This window comes from Rhizobium sp. ZX09, assembly GCF_017357485.1.
Classification (GTDB): Bacteria; Pseudomonadota; Alphaproteobacteria; order Rhizobiales; family Rhizobiaceae; genus Agrobacterium; species Agrobacterium pusense.
Genome location: NZ_CP031363.1, coordinates 112,633 through 129,616 on the forward strand (window position 1 = coordinate 112,633; position 16,984 = coordinate 129,616).

A 16,984-nucleotide genomic window follows, 5' to 3' on the forward strand; every position below is an offset into this window, starting at 1 on the left:
GGAATGACGACCATGATGAGAACCACGGGCATTTTGGCGGATGGCGCAATCCGCGCGCTGTTTGCAGGCGGCAAGCTGAAAAGCGAGGCCGATCTCGATGTCGATCAGGTGCAGCCCGCCAGCCTCGACCTCAGGCTTGGCTCCAGGGCCTATCGTGTTCGTGCAAGTTTTATGCCCGGCCCCGGAACCAAGGTCATCGACAAGCTCAATCGTCTCAGCCTGCACGAGGTGGATCTCAGTCAGGGCGCGGTGCTGGAAACCGGCTGTGTCTATATCGTTCCGCTGATGGAAAGCCTTGCGCTGCCGGCGGACATGTCGGCCTCGGCCAATCCTAAGAGTTCGACCGGTCGCCTCGATATCTTCACCCGCGTCATGACCGACAATGCGCAGGAATTCGACAAGATACCGGCGGGATACACAGGTCCGCTCTATCTGGAAATCAGCCCGCGCACCTTCCCCGTGGTGGTTCGCCGTGGCTCGCGCCTGTCGCAGATCCGTTTCCGCATTGGCCATTCGCTGCTGAATGAAAGCGAGCTTCTGAAACTGCACGAGACGGAAACGCTGGTCGCCAGCGAAAGCCCGAACGTGACGGGCGGTGGTATCGCACTCTCGATCGACCTTAAGGGATTTGGCGAAAACGGGCTGATCGGTTATCGCGGCAAACACCATACGGCGGTGGTGGATGTCGACAAGAAGGCCCAGCACGATGTTCTCGATTTCTGGGAACCGCTCTATGCGCGCGGCCGCGCCGAACTGATCCTCGACCCGGACGAATTCTATATTCTCGTTTCGCGCGAAGCCGTCCACGTGCCGCCGCTTTATGCGGCCGAAATGACGCCCTTCGATCCGCTGGTGGGCGAATTCCGTGTCCACTATGCCGGTTTCTTTGACCCCGGCTTCGGCCACGCGCAGGCGGGGGGCACCGGCAGCCGCGCCGTGCTGGAAGTGCGCAGCCATGAGGTGCCCTTTATTCTCGAGCATGGCCAGATCGTCGGCCGCTTGGTTTATGAGCACATGCTGCAGAAACCGGAAGGCCTTTATGGCACCGGTCTCGGCTCCAACTATCAGGCGCAGGGGCTTAAACTCTCCAAGCACTTTCGCGCCGCATAATGAACCCCGGCGGGCGCTTGACACCCGCCGCGAACTATCCGATGTCTTGTTTGTGGGTGCGGGTGTAGCTCAATGGTAGAGCAGCAGCTTCCCAAGCTGAATACGAGGGTTCGATTCCCTTCACCCGCTCCAGTCTCCCCTTGATCTCCTCGCCAAAAAATATCGGCCCCTGTCTGCTGCTACGTCGGTGGCCGCGGGACTATGTAATTTTGCTTGACTACGATTAAATTGCACGTAATAGTTGATCAGGTCGTAACATGATGGGGAAGTGTTATGAGTCGAAAACTTCTTTCTGAATTTTTGGGAACCTTCTGGCTGGTCTTTGGTGGCTGTGGCAGCGCGGTTTTTGCTGTCGCTTTTCCTGAACTCGGCATTGGCTTCCTGGGTGTCGCGTTCGCCTTCGGTCTGACGGTTCTGACCATGGCCTACGCGGTTGGCGGTGTTTCCGGTGGGCATTTCAATCCAGCTGTTTCGGTCGGCCTGTCCGTTGCCGGTAAATTTCCGGCAGCAAACCTACTGCCCTATATCGTTGCGCAGGTCTTGGGGGCGGTCGTTGCCGCGGCGGCTCTTTACGTGATCGTCACCGGCAAGGCGGGGGCGGACATTGGCGGTTTTGCTGCCAATGGCTATGGGGAGCATTCGCCGGGGGGATATTCGCTCCTGTCGGCGTTGCTGATCGAGGTTATTCTGACGGCGTTTTTCCTGATCATCATTCTGGGGTCAACGCATGGCAGGGTGCCGGTGGGTTTCGCGCCGATCGCCATCGGTCTTGCGCTTACTCTCATTCATCTGATCTCCATTCCGGTCACCAACACGTCGGTCAACCCGGCCCGCTCCACGGGGCAGGCCCTGTTTGTCGGTGGATGGGCTCTGCAGCAGCTATGGCTGTTCTGGCTTGCCCCGATCGTCGGTGGGGCGATTGGCGCTGTAATCTGGAAAATTTTCGGTGAGGAAGAGAAGGTCGGCCATGCCGGCTCCATCCAGCCCGCACAGACGTGATTAGGAGGCTTTGTTTTTCCGAATGGTCGGGAAAACAGGTGAGGAGGATGACATGGATCTTGCTTCGATATTGGCCCAGATCATCGGCGGTGCGGCTGGTGGGACAGCCGGTGGAAAGATACTGAAGGACTCCGACCTTGGCGCGCTCGGCAACCTGATTGCCGGCGCCATTGGCGGTATTGGCGGTGGAACCGTGCTCGGATCGCTGCTTGGGGCAGCGGGAGACGCGGCGGCTGGCGGTGTGGATATCGGCGCCCTTGCCGGCCAGCTCGTTGGCGGCGGTGTCGGCGGTTTGATCGTCCAGGTCATCGTCGGCCTGATCAAGAACAAGCTTGTCGCACGATAATCGACCGCGCTTGAAATGAAACGGGACGTCTGGCGGACGAAGCGCTCCGGCAGACGTCGATTATATGCGGATCGGTGGGCGAGTTGCTTAAGGCCGGCTTCGGTTTTGCAAATCGCGACGATATCGGCAGAAAATAGAAGCCGCCTTCTGCGACCAGGTAGAGGATCGAAGCGGCAACCGTTTCATTTAGTGTTGCTAACGCTTGGCACGTGAGGCGTCTTGTTCCAGACGAAAGGTTTGGTTTTTAACTCAAGCACGGCACGCCAGGCCGCCAGAGACAATATCAGCCAATAAAGCGGAATTGCCAGCCAGCGTTTTCCCACCTGCCTCCTCTCGTAATCGATCATCCTGTTCCTGCCCATCAGCACGAATATGGCGTAACTGCCGGCGATGTTCAGCGTATCGGTAAGAAACAGAACGCCCTGCCACGAAAACAGCATGTCTGCACCGCTGTTCCCGATAGCCGTGGCCATCCACGCCACGGAAACGAAGAGCAGGGGATGAGCCATCGACGACACCAGCATGCCGCCGATCAACAGTTGGAAGACGATATAGGAGAGCCATCCCATGCGGCGCGCCGTCGCAACGGGCGCGCGGGTCATCACCAGCCAGCTCTGCAGCCAACCCTTGTACCAGCGCGCCCGTTGGTTGAGCCACACGGGAAGCGTGGTGGGCGCATCCTCCAGTGTCTGACGGTATATGACGCCGCATCGATAGCCGAGTTGGTGCAGCCTGAGGCCAATATCGGCATCCTCAGTCACATTGTAAGGATCCCAGGCGCCGACGCGACGCAATACGGCGGTGCGGAAATGGTTGGACGTGCCGCCAAGCGGCAGGGGTAGCCGGTGCGCGGCGAGCACAGGCAACATTGAACGGAACAGACCGGCATATTCCAGGGCGAAACAGGCACTGATCCAGGAAGAGCGCGCATTGCTGATGATAACTGGCGCCTGCAGGCAGGCTACGTTCTCCGGCTGATCGCGGAAGGTCGCATAGGCTTCACGCAATTGCAGGGGATGTGGCCGATCTTCCGCGTCGTAGATGGCAACGAACGCCCCACGCGCGCCGGAGAGCGCATAGGTAAGCGCCTTGGGCTTGGTCCTCGGCAGGGAAGGCGGCACTCTCACGATCTCAATATGCTGTCCGGGATTTAATCCAAGAATGGCGTCGATTGTGGCCCCGTCATCTGCCTCGCAGACGAGCTTGATATCCAGTCGGGATTTGGGCCAGTCGAGCCGCTCCAGCGCGCCGATGAGCTGGCTGACGATGGCGTCCTCACGATAGAGCGCCACCAGAATGGTATAGACCGGCAGATTTCCGTCGGGTTCGAGCGTAGCTGCGGTCGTCGTGTCTTTCTCTCCTGATGTCTGCATCAGCACAAACAGCCTGAACAGCAGTGTGAAGAAATAAAGCATCGTCAGGGCGACGTGGATGACGGCCATGGCTGTCTGCGTGTGAAACAGCAGCGAGAGCGTAAGCAGGGTGACGACGATACCGCTATAAAAGCCCTGATGACCTTGAAGCGTGATCCTCGCAGAGTACTGCGGCGCGGTGTTGAAGAGTTGCTGGCGCGCCTCATGACAGCGGCGTGTTTCACCCGCCTTCCAGATCGCATCGCGCATGGCATGCGGCGTCGTCACCACGAGCTCATCCAGAAGATGCGGATGTCGATCCAGCAGGCTTTTCAGTAATTCCATCCGCGCCAGCTCGGGCACAATCAGAAGTGCTGGTTTACCGTTCGCAGGCGTCAGCCGTAGCAAGCGCGGCTCGGCTAGCTGCGTATCGAGACGATGGACATCTGCGACCCGGTCCGGATCGATCTCCGAGACAAAGGGTAACCGCAAAAATCTGGCGAAAGCGCCAAAATAGGCATCCGTCGCGACAAGGCCGCCGGCCAGCAGTTCCGCTTCCAGCGTCGAGCCGTTTTCCAGCGCCTGCCGTTCGCACGCGCTGATGTAGGGCTTGCCAAATCCCAGCGCGCGGAGGAAGCGCATGTGTCCGGCTTCACCCCGATCAGGAACCGTCTGGGGTGGATTGTCGCCTATGCGGGAAAATACAATTTTTCGCCCGGCAGGCGTCGTGCGAAACGATTCTCGTGTATAGTGTCGCAAATAATCCATGCACTGCCGCCACCGTCATGGTAACGCCCCACTTCCTGCTGCGGATAGTATAGATGAGAATGACGATTGTAACGCGAAATATAATTCTTGTTTTTACTTTAGTGTTCGCTTTGCAAGTTGTCGGTATTTTCGAAAAGCTTCATGCGGAGGGCCTGTCGGACGGGAACCGCATGCCAGTGCTTTTCGACGCTCAGGAGCGGTTTCCCGGTGGCGACCTTTCCTCCGTTCCCCGCATCAGGTTTTTGATGTCGGTGGATTTTCCACCCTTCAATTTTACCGATCAGGAAGGGCGGCTTGCAGGTTTCCATGTCGATCTCGTCCGCGAGGTGTGCGCGCAGCTCAAGGTGGAGAGCAAATGTCAGGTACAGGCCTTACCCTTTGACGAGCTGGAGGCGGCTCTGGAGATGGGAGAGGGCGAAGCGGTGATTTCCGGTCTCGCCGTCACGGCCGAGCTGCGCAAGAGCTTCACCTTTTCGCGGCCCTATCTTCTGTTGCCGGCCCGGCTGGCTGTCAACAAGGCGACGAAACTTGCCGGCTCCGGCGCCGATGCACTGTCTGGCAAGAAAGTGGGCGTGGTGACCGGTTCCCGACACGAACAGATGCTCAAGGCATTTTTTCCCAAGGCGGCGGTCGAGGGTTTTGACGGCTACGAACCCATGTACGGTGCTCTGAAGGCCGGTAAGGTCGACGCCATCTTTGCCGATGCCCTGCGTTTGCCGTTCTGGGTTTCAGGAAGCGCGTCCGAAGGCTGCTGCACTCTTTTTGGAGGGCCTTATATGTCGGACAGGTTCCTCGGCGAGGGCCTTTCCATCATGACGGTCGATCCGGATAATGTGCTGGTGCCGGCCTTCGATCAGGCGCTTGCCGCTCTTTCCCGCAACGGCCGGCTCGAAGAGATTTATCGTCGTTATTTTCCCTACGGGCTCTATTAGGAGAGACCCCGGGCCGTCTCTATTCAACTGAATGAGGCGCGCTCTATTTGACCGCAGCGAAAGCCTCTTCGCTCCGCCGCAGCCGTAGAAGCGCCACCCACACCGCTGCCGCTATGGCGGTTTCGACGATGAAATAGCTGCCAATCGTTCCCGAAATGCTGAAAGACCAGGTGAAGAAGGCAACGACGACGGAGCCTATGAGATTGCCGCTATTCCATATCTTGGCGCGGATATCCTGGCGCCCGGAGGCGCCCAGCGCCTCCAGCGCGGTAGCCGCCACGGCCATCGGCAGTACGGCCCAGCAAAGCACGCGGGTGATGGTGGGAAGCGAAACATATTCATCGCCAAATAAAAGCGGCAGGAAGGGCGCGATGATGAAGATTGCCAGCGCACTGCCAGTCGCGATGAACAGCGCCGCTTTCAGCACATTATAGGCGCGTTCGATGGTTTTGCTGATACCCTGCAGCGCTGCAGAGGCGGATCCGGGATAGATAAGCCGGTTCAGAGCCTCGACGGAAAGATAGGAGCTGTCGAGAATCCGGCGGGCGATGGAATAGCTGCCCAGGACCTCCGCACTGGCGATGGCTCCAAGGACGAGAATATCGGCATTGCCGCGTACCGCCTTGAACAGGAACTGGGTGGAAAACAGGATGCCGATGCGAATTTCCTCGCGGACGATCCGAAAGACCGGTCGGCCGAGCCTTCCTATTGCCTTGACGGAAATCACGGCTGCAATCGTGTGGGCGGCGAGGTTCCAGAGTGCCCAGGCCTCGACCGTTTCCACCTTGAAGACGAGGCAGGCAACCACGGCGGCAATGGTGCGGGCGACCGCAAACATCACCTCCAGCTTGTTGGCCGAGGCAAAGTCGGAATGGGCGATGAAGCTTTGCGTGGAAAGCGAAATAACCTTCAGGAGAACGAGATTGGTGAACAGGATCAGGAAAGTGGTGATCAGCGTGTGCAGCAATGTTTCTGACGTCGGGAAAAACACCGGGATCGTCACCATGCCAATGAGCGTCAGGACCACACCCGTCGCCGCGCTGAGGAGATAACTGTGGCCAAGCATGACGGGGAACATGCCGCGATCCTGCGCCACGCGACGAATGAGCGATTCCTGTGAGCCGATACCGCAAATCTGAACGCCCAGATTGGTCACGGCCGTGATCGAGGCGTAAAGCGCGAATTGTTCGACACCCAGATGGCGTGCTAGCAGCGCGAAGGTCAAAAGCTGGGCGGCGCTGGACATCAACAGCGCGCCTCCGGATGCCATATAGGCCAATCCAAGTCTGACAAGATGGCCGAGCCGCGGCGTGTTCAACGACACCTCATTCTCCGTTTTTTCCGGCATTGCCGGGCGAATTCAAAAGGACTGTCCCTTTTAAAGTCTTACGAACTGAAAGGGCGGCAACCGGGCGGTATTCGACACCGACGACCTGAATGAATGACAGTTTCTCCTGTCTTAGCCCTGTTGAGGTAAGAGAGGGTTAAAGCAATTACACAATAATGATGATAATGACTGTTTATGGTTATTAGGACATCGCCCGGTTCAGAAGGGTTTCGTTGTTCGTTGCAGGGCAGGTCCATGATCCGATTTTCCGTTCCCGAAGCAGGCTACCATGCCGCGTTTTGCTGATACGCGGTCCATTTCTGCGGAAAACAGCAGTGCCTTGTCCCTATCGGGCGGCCGTCGCGACGCGATTTTTTTTGTCGCCACGATGCTTTACATCTGGATTTCTGTCGCGCCCTTTGAAAATCTTGCGGTGCCACCCGTGCCGCGCGCCGCCGCCAATCAGCTGACCGGTCTGGTGATCGCGCTCATCCTCGGTGTCTTCGCACTGCGCCATCGTCTGACGGGGCTTTTGCTGAGGCCCCGCTTGCCAATCCTGCTGCTGTTTTCCTGGCTCGCGCTTTGTTCGGTCCTTGGTGCGGAGCCCGGCACGTCGTTGCAGCGCCTGATTTTCACGGCGCTCCTGTGTTTTATCACCAGCGTGCTGGTCGTCATGCCGCGCGACAGGCGGCAATTCGACCGGATGATGGCCGTTTTCGCCATTCTCCTGCTGGCGCTTTGTTATCTCGGGGTTATCTTCCTGAGTTCGCGCGCAATCCATCAGCCTTACGATCTCGATGAGAAGGCGCTTGCAGGCGATTGGCGCGGAATATTCAATCATAAGAACGCCGCCGCGCCGGCAATGATCATTCTTTTCATGGTGGGCCTTTATCTGCGCAATGCCTGGTCCACGCTGGGCGGAATAGCGATTACGCTGCTGGCCGGCTTTTTTCTCTGGAAGACCAACGGAAAAACTGCAGCGATGCTTTTGCCCGTCACCATCGCCCTGGTCTGGGTCATGGAGCGGCATGCCGGGCGGACATTGCTGATGATCGGTGGCCTTCTGGCGTTTCTCAATATCGTTGCAATCGGCTCCACCTATTTCCCGAGCATACAGAGCCTCGTCGAAAGCCTGGGCATCGATTCCACGTTCACCGGACGGACGGATATATGGCGCCTGTCTTTCGACACCTTTGCGCAATCGCCGATCTTCGGGCAGGGATTCCAGGCCTTCTGGACAAGCGACCGGCTTCTGTCACAGGCCGATATTGCCGAGACTTGGGCGGTCACGGCCTTTCACGCGCATAATGGCTATGTCGAGAGCCTTTTGAATGGCGGACTGCCCGCCTTCGTCCTCACTCTCATATGGCTCGTGATCATCCCCGCAAATGATTTCCGAACAGCGGTGGACAGAGGCACGGATCCCGGCCTGACGCGGCTTTTTGGGCGAATTTGGGTATATGCGCTGCTTTCTTCCTGTCTTGAGAGTAATTTCTTTACCGGAACCGGGCCTATCTGGTCTTCTCTTCTTATTGCGATCTATTGTTTGAGACATCAGGCTTACGACATACTGGAACAGGGACAGTAATTTGCACGGCGGGCCGGGGGGCTAGTATGACGCAGAAAATCGGAACGATCGCAGACCGGGTCAATAACCGGCTGGTGCGGTATTTCCCTGGACCGACGGCGCGGATCGAGACATCCGAACCGATTGTCTCCTTCACATTCGACGATGTTCCGGCGAGCGCCTGGACCAGCGGTGCCCGCATTCTGGAAAACGAGAATGTTCGCGGGACCTTTTATATTTCCGGGGTCTTCATCGACAGACATGAGGAACCGCAGGACATGATTTCCGCAAGGGGCTGTTCGGAACTGGCTACGGCCGGTCATGAGCTCGCCTGCCATACTTATTCCCATCGCAAACTCTCGAGCTTTTCACGGCGAGGGCTGGAAGAGGATCTCGATCGTAATGAGAAGGTGCTGGCCTCGTTCGATGACAACGGGCACAGGCGGAATTTCTCCACCCCTTTCGGCATGGCTTCGCCACTCATGCAGCCTATGCTGCGGCGCAGGTTCAGGACCGCCCGCGGGATCATGCCCGGCATCAACCGCGGCAGCATCGATCCGCATAATCTTGCTGCCGTCGAATTGCGGCCCGATCCGAACTATCTCGATGCCGCTGATCGCTGGCTTGACGACGTCCTGCAAAACGGCGGCTGGCTCGTCATCTTCACCCATGATGTGTCGTCTGCGCCAAGCTTTTACGGTTGCCCGGAAGACAGGTTTCAGGGTTTCGTGCGTAAGGCGGCATCCGGTGGCGCAAAAGTCATGACGGTTGATGCGGCCGTGACGGCACTCGGCCTCTAAGGCACGGCACCGTGCTGCGCGCTTTTTAGCCATCGCGGTGAAAGCGATGATGACGTGCAGGATATCGGCCTACTGGCTGGCCCATATGATGCGGGCGATCCATTCCACATCGGCCATCTCGAAGCTCCGATTGGGATGCTCAGGATTGAGCGAAAGAAGTTCGATGCTCTTGGGGCTTTGCCGCGCCAGCACCTTGGCCATCACTTCACCGTCACGGCTCTTCAACACCACGCGGTCGCCGCGCCGTACCTGCGCGCCAGGCTCCACGATGAGGATGTCGCCGTCGCGGTAAAGCGGCATCATGCTCTCTCCCTGCACTTCCAGCGCGTAGACTCCCTGTTTGCGTTCGGGAGACGAGGGAAACTCAACCACGTCCCAGCCCTGACCTGCCGGAAAGCCGCCGTCGTCAAAAAAACCGCCGGAACCGGCCTGAGCGAAACCGAGCAGGGGGATGGCACTTTCCGCACCGGCAGGTCGCGTCTGCGCCTTTCCGAAAGCATAACCGAAAAACTGATCCACGCTCGCTCCCGTCGCTTCGAGCACCTTGGAAACGGACTCCGTCGAGGGCCAGCGTTTGCGGCCGTCCGGCCCGAAACGCTTCGACTTATTGAATGAAGTAGGGTCGAGACCGGCACGCTTCGCCAATGCCGAAGGCGTCAGCTGATGGCGTTCGGCAAGCGTATCGATGGCGCTCCAGATCGTCTCATGTGAAAGCATTGTAGAAAGCCCGCAAACGGAGCCGATAGCGGAAAAGCTCCTGTCGTTAACACCCCGAAATCTAGACCATATCCGGCCCGGAGTAAAGGAAGGAAAGGAATAAAATCCTTGCTTACGCCACAAGAGCCGATGTGTTGATCTTGGCGAGCTGGATGACCGCCTGCGTGCGGCTGTCCACCTTGAGCTTCAACAGGATCGCGGAGACATGTGCCTTTATCGTCGCCTCCGAGACATTGAGCTCATAGGCGATTTGCTTGTTCAGCAGGCCTTCTGCCAGCATGCCGAGAACACGGCTCTGCTGCGGCGTCAGCGTTCGCAGCCTGCCGATGAGATCGGCGACATCCGGATCGTGCTCCTTTTCGCCGTGATGGCCGGCCGGTACCCACAGGTCGCCTTCCAGAACCGCGCGGATGCCATCACGGATGTCATCGATGCCGGAGGATTTTGAAATGAAACCGGAAGCGCCGAGTTCGATTGAGCGGCGGACGGTCGTCGCGTCATCCGTCGCCGATACGATGACGATCGGCAGGCTGGAAAACTCTGCGCGCAGCGCCATGAGGCCCGAAAACCCGCTGACCCCTGGCATGGCAAGGTCGAGCAGCATCAGATCCGCATCGTTGCGGGCTGCGGCTGCGCGTCTGGCAGCCTCGAAATCACCGGCTTCAACGATGGTCTGGTGTCCGTCGAGGCCGGATACGGCCTGTTTCAGGGCACCGCGAAAAAGTGGATGATCATCTGCAATGATAATGACAAGTTCCGACATTCTGGCCCCCTCCCAAGGGCATTATGCGGTTCTTTTCCAGTTATTGACTCACTCCCTTTGCCGGTGGTCGAAACACGCCCGGCTCCTCCGCCAAAGGTTGCGCCAATCGGTTCCTCTTTACAAGGAAAAGCTTGTGGGCAGGCGGTCTTTCAGGCTCTCAGCAATAAAAATGCCGTGGAAACTGTGGACAATCCCCCAGCTTTGCGGCAAACCGCGATGGTTGGAAAGCCTTGGAGAGCGCATGCAGGAAACGCCCGCGATCATCTATAAAATCGTGCCGGAGACGTTGTGGAACGAGGCCAGGGCAAAGGGTGTCTTCGACGGCGCCGCCATCGACCTGACCGATGGCTTCATCCATTTTTCCACGGCCAGGCAGGTGGCGGAAACAGCCGCACGGCATTTTTCCGGCCAGGCCGATCTGCTGCTGATCGCAGTCGACGGCGCGGCCCTCGGCGACAAGCTGGTCTATGAGCCCTCAAGAGGCGGCGATCTTTTCCCTCACCTTTACGGGTCTCTTCCCTTGACCGCCGTGCTCTGGGAGACGCTGCTTGCACTCGATCACGACGGCCAGCACCAGTTTCCGGAGATTTTATGATGAGCGGATTATTTTCCTCGATCGGCCGCAAGGGCCTGTTCCTTGTCGATCCGGAAAAGGCGCATGGGCTGTCCATTGCGGCCCTGAAAAGCGGCTTCCTGCCCACCTGCATGGTGCCGCACGACCCGAGACTGCAGCAGAGCGTGGCGGGCCTCGTCTTCCCCAATCCGCTCGGCATGGCGGCGGGTTACGACAAGAATGCGGAAGTACCGGGACCGCTTCTGAAGCTCGGTTTCGGCTTCACCGAAATCGGCACCGTCACGCCGCGGGCGCAGGCCGGCAATCCGAAGCCGCGTATCTTTCGTCTTGTGGAAGATGAGGGCGTCATCAATCGCCTTGGTTTCAACAATGAAGGCCATGCCGCTGCGCTGGAGCGTCTGAAGCAGGCGCATCTGCGTGGCATTGTCGGCGTCAATATCGGCGCCAACAAGGACAGTGAAGACCGTATCGCCGATTATGTGCAGGGCATCGAGGCGTTTTATTCGGTCGCATCCTATTTCACCGTCAATATTTCGTCCCCCAACACGCCCGGTCTCCGCGACCTGCAGGCACGCGAAAGCCTTGCCGCCCTTCTCTCGGCCGTGCTGGAACGCCGCAAGGCGGAAGCTGAACGTTTCGGCAGACGCATCCCCGTCTTCCTCAAGATCGCTCCCGATCTGACCGAAGAGGGACTGGACGACGTTGCTGAAGAAGCGCTTGCCCATGATCTGGACGGCCTGATCGTTTCCAATACCACCCTCTCACGCGACGGCCTGCGAGCCAGCCCGCACAAGGGTGAGGCGGGTGGCCTTTCCGGCAAGCCTCTCTTCGAACTCTCCACCACGGTTCTGGCCAAGGTGCGCCGTCGCGTCGGCGTCAATTTGCCGATCATCGGTGTCGGCGGCGTTTCGTCCCCGGAAACGGCCTTGGAAAAGGTAAGGGCAGGTGCGGATCTGGTACAGCTGTACTCCTGCATGGTCTATGAAGGCCCCGGTCTGCCATCTGCCATCGTCAAGGGCCTGTCGAAGCTGGTTGCCCGTGAGGGCGTGGAATCGATCCGTGATCTGCGCGACAGCGCGGTTGACCGCTGGGCGGATCGTAAGCTCGGCTGACAGCGGGCCTGGAAGGTCGGCAGTGCTTCCTCAGGGGCTCTCCTTCCTCATCCTGTGCTTGTCACAGGGATCCAGCCAGCCCAAGAACTTGGGCTGAAAACACTCTCCGCCGCGCAGACGCGCGTCGGCTGGATTCCTGTGACAAGCACAGGAATGAGGGAAGATGCTGGCTTGCCGCCCCTTTACCTCAGGCGCAGAGCACCATGGCCCAATAGGGCCGGTTGCGGCTGGTGGCATCGTAGGCGACCGCCACGCCGAGGCCGTTATAAGGCCCAAGCATGTTTTCGAGGTGGTGTTTGGAGCCGATCCAGGCCTTCACCACCCGCTCCACGCTATCCTGACCGGCGGCCACATTCTCCGCCGCAGGAAGCGGCACATTCCCCTCCTTCATTCGGATCAGGAAACTGTCGGTCAGTCCGATCAGATGCGCCATCTTCTGCGCCTTGACCATGCGTCCGGCCTGATAGGCGGCGGCGCTGCTGGCTGCACCATTGATGGAAAGCGGCGAAAGTCCTTTCGAGCGTCGCAGGTCATTGACCATTGGAAGCGCCGCCGCGGTCTCATCACGGGTGCCTGAAGGTACGCCCTTTTTGGTTGGAACGGAAACACAGGCGGAAAGAACCGAACCGGCGGAAAGCAGCACGAAACCGCGCCGTGTAAGCGTCTGGAGAGAGGTGTCAGTCATGTCAGCGGCGATAGCTCAGAAGGCGCAGGATGATGAAGACGGGAATGACGATCGTGGCGCCCAGGATCAGATAGTCGCCGATCGCCCCCAGCGCATGGAAACCGCTGCGCCACAGGTCGACGACGAAGTCGCGCGCGCCGTAAATGATGTTCCACGGCGTCAAGCCGAAGATCGCCATCAGAAAGCCGACGAGCAGTGAAACCACGAGCAGCTTCACCACCGTTCGGGCCACTGTGTCACCCAGCAATTTGTTGACCTCACCGGCCATCAGCAAGTCTCCTGTTTTGTCCTGACATATGAAACCGACCACATCGATGCAAGTTTTTGCGCACCATATCGCGCATATCAGCCAATTCCACGAGTGCGCCATGAAATAGGACTTGAGTTTTTTTATGGCTTGATAAATGACAGCGCGCATCTTCTCAGGAATCTTGAATGGCCCCAAACCAGTTTTCTTCCGGTGACGTCATTGCCGACCGCCGGGCGGACTATGCCCGCATGTTGGCGGAGGGCGGTGATTATCCCGCCGCCGCCGAACTCATGGAGCAGGCGCTGGAACTAGCGCCACGGTGGACGGCGGGCTGGTTTCGCTTCGGGGAATATCACGAAAAGGCGGGGGAAACGGACAAGGCCGTGGTGGCTTACGAAAAGGTCGCCGAGATGGATGAGGAAGGCCTGTTTGCAGCCGAACTGAAACTCGCGGTTCTCGGCGCCGCAGAAACACCGGAACAGCCGCCGAGCCGTTATGTGGAAGGGCTGTTCGACGATTATGCCGATCGTTTCGAAACTTCGCTGGTCGAAAAGCTCGATTACAGCGTGCCGCAGAAACTGGCGGAGCTGATCGAGAAGGCGGCGGATGGCAGGGTGTTCGACACTGTCGTCGACATCGGCTGCGGCACGGGACTCCTCGGCGTTGAAATCAGAGCCTTCGCAAAGCGGCTGGAAGGTTTCGATATTTCACAGAACATGCTTGCCAAGGCGGAAGAAAAATATCTCTACGATCACCTCGGCCAGGCCGATCTTTCCCTCGAAGCGGAAACTTCGGGGCTCTTCACCACGACCCTGGCGCCGAAGCGCGCCAATCTCGTCGCCGCCGCCGATGTAATGATGTATCTCGGCAGTCTCGAAACCGTCATGCCCCTCGTTTCCGCCCTGTTGGCGCCCTCCGGCTTCTTTGCCTTTTCGGTTGAGGATGCGGCAGGGGAGGATGGTTTCGTTCTGCGGGAATCCCTTCGTTACGCCCATTCGAAAACCTATGTCAGCGGTCTTCTGGAGCGGGCGGGTTTTGATCTCATGGAAATTCGCAAGACCACCATTCGCAAGGATGCCGGAAAACCCCTTTCCGGCATTCTTTTTCTTGCCCGCGCCAAGGTCTGAACATCTCATTTCTTTCCATTTGCTCGATAGGTCAGCCTTCCTTACGTATCCATCTTGATCGGGTTCGTTTTGCAGTGCAAAATATGAAAGAAACCGAGGGCAAAGCGTGAGAACGAGAAGCGTTTACGGCATGTGGAGTTCCGATCCGGCCAGACACGCGCCGGTGGAAGACGTGCAGGGCATCGTCACCGGTGCCATTGTCTCGGCGCTCGGCTTTTATCTGCTGAACAAGGTCGGCCTTTTGACGGGCGGGACCGCCGGTGTCGCCTTTCTCCTGCATTATGCCTTCGGCATCAGCTTCGGGCTGCTGTTCTTCCTCGTCAATCTGCCATTCTATTACCTGTCCTTCCGTCGGCTCGGCCTCGCTTTTTCCTTCAAGACATTCATCGCCATCGGCCTTGTCTCGGTGCTGACGGAAGTGGAAGCGCGCTGGATGGTGATCGACAGCATCAATCCGCTGTGGGCGGCGCTGCTAGGCGGTCTGCTGCTGGGTTACGGATTGCTGGCGCTTTATCGCCACCGCGCCAGCCTTGGCGGCATCGGCATTCTGGCTATCTATATTCAGGATCGCTTTGGCATCCGCGCCGGCCTGATCCAGCTCGCCTTCGACGCCTTCGTCATGCTCTGTGCTTTCCTCGTCATCGATCCGGTCACGGTTGTCTATTCGATCGTCGGCGCCTTTGTCCTCAACATGTTTCTGGCCATCAATCACCGTTCGGACAGATATATCGTCGTGCGCTGAGCGACGGTGGTTGAAATCTCCCGCACTTCAGCGCAATAGCTCGGCAGGGCTTGGTATTTAGGGGACAAGGCATGGACGATACGAGCGCGCGCAGGCGTCTTAATCTTTGGGCCTCCGCGCCGGATCGTCATTCGCTGCTGGAAGACGCGCAGGGCGTTCTTGCGGGCAGCATGCTGGTATCGCTCGGCGTCACGCTGTTTTCCGCAGCCGGTCTTTTGACGGGTGGCACGGTTGGTCTGGCGTTCCTCGTGCATTACGGCACCGACCTCAGCTTCGGTACGGTCTTCTTCCTCGTCAATCTGCCATTTTATTATCTCGCCTTCCGCCGCCTCGGCCTCGCCTTCACGGTCAAGACCTTCTGCGCCATCGCTCTGACAGCGCTGCTGTCGGAATATATGCCCGGCTTTTTCGCCTTTCAGAGCATCAATCCGGTTGCCGCAGCACTTTTCGGCGGATTGACGGTTGCGGCGGGCATGCTGGCGCTGTTTCGTCATCGCACCAGCCTCGGCGGTTTCGGCATTCTGGCGCTTTATCTGCAGGATCGTTTCGGCTGGCGCGCCGGCCTCGTGCAGCTCGCCTTTGACGGCATGGTGCTGGCCTGCTCATTCTTCGTCGCCACACCTTTCGTCATTATCTGCTCCGTTCTCGGAGCACTGGTTATGAACCTCACGCTTGCTATCAATCACAGGAACGACCGCTACATTGCCATGTAGCGGCCGCCGGTCGCGGGTTTGCGAGGTCAGGCCGCCTTCGCAGCCGCATCGACCGGATGCTGCGAGCGGAAACCGACGGCAATACGGTTCCAGGTGTTGATGGCGCCGATGGCCACCGTGATTTTCACGATTTCCTCATCGGAAAAATGTGCCTTCAGCGTTTCGAAGGCATCGTCCGGAGCTCCGGTTTCAGCGATCTTCGTCACCGCATCCACCCAGCCGAGCAATGCGCGTTCCTGCTGTGTATAAACGGGAGATTCCCGCCACACGCTCATCAGGTTGATCCATTGTTCGGAAAGCCCGTCATGGCGGCTTTCCTTTACATGCATATCCACGCAGAAGGCACAGCCATTGATGATCGAGGCACGCAGCTTGATGAGGTGAACGAAACGGCGCTCAAGCCCGCTGCCCTGAACGTAATTTTCAAGTGCCATGACGGCCTTGAAGGCTTCGGGGGATGCTTTGGCATAGTTGATACGGGTTTTCATGGGTCTCTCCGTTGGTTGGGTCAGTTTGAAGTCATGGGTCATCGGTCCGGAAAGCGGCGAAGCTCTCCAGCGTAGATCGGTTTTTCTTCGGAACCTGTTTTCCAGTCTCAGCGCGCTGCTGTCTTGCGCTCGTTCAACTCCAGGAAGGCACAGCCACGCGCAGCAATTCCACCATCGTCAGTGGCGGCAAGATCGCCCAGAATATCGGCAATGGTGGTTTTGGCGAGTTCGGCCCTATAGACCTTCTCCGCCTTCAACATCGCTGCATTGATACCACAGGGCTTGGTGAAATACCTGCCCGGCAATGGGTTTGGACCGCGTTGCCGGATTTCTGCGCAACGGAAAGCCGGCTGCGGCCCTTCAACGGCCAGAACGATGTCCAGCAGGGTGATCTTGTCAGTCGGTCGCGCCAGACGATAGCCGCCCTTCGGCCCCGGCACCGTGGCAACTATTCCCGCGCTGGACAATGATTGCAGGTGCTTCAGAAGATAGCTGGTGGAAACGCCGTGGAATTCCGCGAGCGCGGCCGCGGACAACACGCCGCCTTCGGAAAGTCCCGCCAGCATTCCCACGCTGTGAATGGCCTGTTCAACGCCGTCCCCGAGTTTCATC

19 protein-coding genes and 1 tRNA gene are annotated in these 16,984 nt (G+C 58.5%); 12 read left to right on the plus strand and 8 right to left on the minus strand.

Translation table 11 applies throughout. From position 1 onward, the window contains the following. Positions 1–12: 12 nt before the first annotated feature. The 4 genes from BTN45_RS00535 to BTN45_RS00550 all read left to right on the plus strand — a co-directional run bounded on the left by BTN45_RS00535 (position 13) and on the right by BTN45_RS00550 (position 2,455). Positions 13–1,110, plus strand: coding sequence for a 2'-deoxycytidine 5'-triphosphate deaminase (locus tag BTN45_RS00535; RefSeq protein WP_045533194.1), 1,098 nt, complete (start codon positions 13–15; stop codon positions 1,108–1,110). Positions 1,111–1,168: 58 nt separating this feature from the next. Beyond that, a tRNA-Gly gene (locus BTN45_RS00540) sits at positions 1,169–1,242 on the plus strand. 141 nt (positions 1,243–1,383) lie between these two features. Continuing rightward, positions 1,384–2,109: an aquaporin Z gene (aqpZ, locus tag BTN45_RS00545; protein WP_207588536.1), complete on the plus strand. Its 726-nt coding sequence runs from the start codon at positions 1,384–1,386 to the stop codon at positions 2,107–2,109. A gap of 52 nt (positions 2,110–2,161) precedes the next feature. Further along, positions 2,162–2,455, plus strand: a complete 294-nt coding sequence (locus BTN45_RS00550) for a hypothetical protein (protein ID WP_006698952.1) — start codon at positions 2,162–2,164, stop codon at positions 2,453–2,455. A gap of 182 nt (positions 2,456–2,637) precedes the next feature. On the opposite strand, the gene BTN45_RS00555 is transcribed toward BTN45_RS00550, so the two are convergent. Then, positions 2,638–4,575, minus strand: coding sequence for a glycosyltransferase family 2 protein (locus tag BTN45_RS00555; protein WP_207588541.1), 1,938 nt, complete (start codon positions 4,573–4,575; stop codon positions 2,638–2,640). 170 nt (positions 4,576–4,745) lie between these two features. Between BTN45_RS00555 and BTN45_RS00560 the strand changes: the two genes are divergently transcribed. After that, positions 4,746–5,507, plus strand: coding sequence for a transporter substrate-binding domain-containing protein (locus BTN45_RS00560; RefSeq protein WP_207588542.1), 762 nt, complete (start codon positions 4,746–4,748; stop codon positions 5,505–5,507). Between the two features lie 43 nt (positions 5,508–5,550). Here BTN45_RS00560 and uppX read toward each other — a convergent pair whose 3' ends face one another. Beyond that, positions 5,551–6,855, minus strand: coding sequence for a Wzx-type polysaccharide biosynthesis protein UppX (uppX, locus tag BTN45_RS00565; protein ID WP_048902651.1), 1,305 nt, complete (start codon positions 6,853–6,855; stop codon positions 5,551–5,553). A 268-nt stretch (positions 6,856–7,123) separates the two neighbouring features. Between uppX and uppY the strand changes: the two genes are divergently transcribed. Together uppY and BTN45_RS00575 are read left to right on the plus strand one after the other, a co-directional pair. Continuing rightward, complete coding sequence (uppY, locus tag BTN45_RS00570; protein WP_207588543.1) at positions 7,124–8,422, plus strand: Wzy-type polysaccharide biosynthesis protein UppY; 1,299 nt, start codon at positions 7,124–7,126, stop codon at positions 8,420–8,422. Positions 8,423–8,448: 26 nt separating this feature from the next. Continuing rightward, positions 8,449–9,201 carry a polysaccharide deacetylase family protein gene (locus BTN45_RS00575; protein WP_207588544.1) on the plus strand — a complete coding sequence of 251 codons (753 nt, stop codon included), beginning with the start codon at positions 8,449–8,451 and terminating at the stop codon, positions 9,199–9,201. Positions 9,202–9,270: 69 nt separating this feature from the next. On the opposite strand, the gene BTN45_RS00580 is transcribed toward BTN45_RS00575, so the two are convergent. Then, a complete protein-coding gene (locus BTN45_RS00580) occupies positions 9,271–9,918 on the minus strand; it encodes a helix-turn-helix transcriptional regulator (RefSeq protein WP_004439793.1) in 648 nt (215 codons plus the stop codon). A 112-nt stretch (positions 9,919–10,030) separates the two neighbouring features. Then, positions 10,031–10,681: a response regulator transcription factor gene (locus tag BTN45_RS00585; protein WP_006698958.1), complete on the minus strand. Its 651-nt coding sequence runs from the start codon at positions 10,679–10,681 to the stop codon at positions 10,031–10,033. Between the two features lie 241 nt (positions 10,682–10,922). Between BTN45_RS00585 and BTN45_RS00590 the strand changes: the two genes are divergently transcribed. Both BTN45_RS00590 and BTN45_RS00595 read left to right on the plus strand, forming a co-directional pair. Continuing rightward, positions 10,923–11,276: a DUF952 domain-containing protein gene (locus tag BTN45_RS00590; RefSeq protein ID WP_207588545.1), complete on the plus strand. Its 354-nt coding sequence runs from the start codon at positions 10,923–10,925 to the stop codon at positions 11,274–11,276. Further along, positions 11,276–12,367, plus strand: a complete 1,092-nt coding sequence (locus BTN45_RS00595) for a quinone-dependent dihydroorotate dehydrogenase (protein WP_207588547.1) — start codon at positions 11,276–11,278, stop codon at positions 12,365–12,367. The genes BTN45_RS00590 and BTN45_RS00595 overlap by 1 nt, the downstream gene beginning before the upstream one ends. 187 nt (positions 12,368–12,554) lie before the next feature. Here the strand turns inward: BTN45_RS00595 and BTN45_RS00600 are convergent, their stop codons facing one another. Both BTN45_RS00600 and BTN45_RS00605 read right to left on the minus strand, forming a co-directional pair. Beyond that, positions 12,555–13,052 (minus strand): CAP domain-containing protein, encoded by a 498-nt coding sequence (locus BTN45_RS00600; protein ID WP_207588548.1) that lies wholly within the window; start codon positions 13,050–13,052, stop codon positions 12,555–12,557. A gap of 1 nt (position 13,053) precedes the next feature. Beyond that, a complete protein-coding gene (locus BTN45_RS00605; protein WP_004439806.1) occupies positions 13,054–13,320 on the minus strand; it encodes a DUF6460 domain-containing protein in 267 nt (88 codons plus the stop codon). A gap of 167 nt (positions 13,321–13,487) precedes the next feature. Here BTN45_RS00605 and BTN45_RS00610 point away from each other — a divergent pair, with 167 nt between their 5' ends. The 3 genes from BTN45_RS00610 (at position 13,488) to BTN45_RS00620 (ending at position 15,884) form a co-directional block, all read left to right on the plus strand. Then, positions 13,488–14,429, plus strand: coding sequence for a class I SAM-dependent methyltransferase (locus tag BTN45_RS00610; RefSeq protein ID WP_207588549.1), 942 nt, complete (start codon positions 13,488–13,490; stop codon positions 14,427–14,429). Between the two features lie 130 nt (positions 14,430–14,559). Then, entirely contained in the window at positions 14,560–15,171 is a 612-nt protein-coding gene (locus BTN45_RS00615) for a YitT family protein (protein ID WP_006698960.1), read from the plus strand. A gap of 71 nt (positions 15,172–15,242) precedes the next feature. Continuing rightward, a complete protein-coding gene (locus BTN45_RS00620; RefSeq protein ID WP_004439810.1) occupies positions 15,243–15,884 on the plus strand; it encodes a YitT family protein in 642 nt (213 codons plus the stop codon). Positions 15,885–15,910: 26 nt separating this feature from the next. Here BTN45_RS00620 and BTN45_RS00625 read toward each other — a convergent pair whose 3' ends face one another. Further along, positions 15,911–16,372, minus strand: coding sequence for a carboxymuconolactone decarboxylase family protein (locus BTN45_RS00625; protein WP_006698962.1), 462 nt, complete (start codon positions 16,370–16,372; stop codon positions 15,911–15,913). Positions 16,373–16,479: 107 nt separating this feature from the next. Further along, positions 16,480–16,983, minus strand: a complete 504-nt coding sequence (locus BTN45_RS00630; RefSeq protein WP_004439813.1) for an Rrf2 family transcriptional regulator — start codon at positions 16,981–16,983, stop codon at positions 16,480–16,482. Position 16,984 lies beyond the last annotated feature (1 nt).

Bases quoted from the DNA above. Each gene is read 5' to 3' on its own strand.
- BTN45_RS00535 (WP_045533194.1), top strand. From the start codon at position 13: ATGATGAGAACCACGGGCATTTTGGCGGATGGCGCAATCCGCGCGCTG.
- aqpZ (WP_207588536.1), top strand. From the start codon at position 1,384: ATGAGTCGAAAACTTCTTTCTGAATTTTTGGGAACCTTCTGGCTGGTC.
- BTN45_RS00550 (WP_006698952.1), top strand. From the start codon at position 2,162: ATGGATCTTGCTTCGATATTGGCCCAGATCATCGGCGGTGCGGCTGGT.
- BTN45_RS00555 (WP_207588541.1), bottom strand. From the start codon at position 4,575: ATGGATTATTTGCGACACTATACACGAGAATCGTTTCGCACGACGCCT.
- BTN45_RS00560 (WP_207588542.1), top strand. From the start codon at position 4,746: ATGCCAGTGCTTTTCGACGCTCAGGAGCGGTTTCCCGGTGGCGACCTT.
- uppX (WP_048902651.1), bottom strand. From the start codon at position 6,855: ATGCCGGAAAAAACGGAGAATGAGGTGTCGTTGAACACGCCGCGGCTC.
- uppY (WP_207588543.1), top strand. From the start codon at position 7,124: ATGCCGCGTTTTGCTGATACGCGGTCCATTTCTGCGGAAAACAGCAGT.
- BTN45_RS00575 (WP_207588544.1), top strand. From the start codon at position 8,449: ATGACGCAGAAAATCGGAACGATCGCAGACCGGGTCAATAACCGGCTG.
- BTN45_RS00580 (WP_004439793.1), bottom strand. From the start codon at position 9,918: ATGCTTTCACATGAGACGATCTGGAGCGCCATCGATACGCTTGCCGAA.
- BTN45_RS00585 (WP_006698958.1), bottom strand. From the start codon at position 10,681: ATGTCGGAACTTGTCATTATCATTGCAGATGATCATCCACTTTTTCGC.
- BTN45_RS00590 (WP_207588545.1), top strand. From the start codon at position 10,923: ATGCAGGAAACGCCCGCGATCATCTATAAAATCGTGCCGGAGACGTTG.
- BTN45_RS00595 (WP_207588547.1), top strand. From the start codon at position 11,276: ATGAGCGGATTATTTTCCTCGATCGGCCGCAAGGGCCTGTTCCTTGTC.
- BTN45_RS00600 (WP_207588548.1), bottom strand. From the start codon at position 13,052: ATGACTGACACCTCTCTCCAGACGCTTACACGGCGCGGTTTCGTGCTG.
- BTN45_RS00605 (WP_004439806.1), bottom strand. From the start codon at position 13,320: ATGGCCGGTGAGGTCAACAAATTGCTGGGTGACACAGTGGCCCGAACG.
- BTN45_RS00610 (WP_207588549.1), top strand. From the start codon at position 13,488: ATGGCCCCAAACCAGTTTTCTTCCGGTGACGTCATTGCCGACCGCCGG.
- BTN45_RS00615 (WP_006698960.1), top strand. From the start codon at position 14,560: ATGTGGAGTTCCGATCCGGCCAGACACGCGCCGGTGGAAGACGTGCAG.
- BTN45_RS00620 (WP_004439810.1), top strand. From the start codon at position 15,243: ATGGACGATACGAGCGCGCGCAGGCGTCTTAATCTTTGGGCCTCCGCG.
- BTN45_RS00625 (WP_006698962.1), bottom strand. From the start codon at position 16,372: ATGAAAACCCGTATCAACTATGCCAAAGCATCCCCCGAAGCCTTCAAG.
- BTN45_RS00630 (WP_004439813.1), bottom strand. From the start codon at position 16,983: ATGAAACTCGGGGACGGCGTTGAACAGGCCATTCACAGCGTGGGAATG.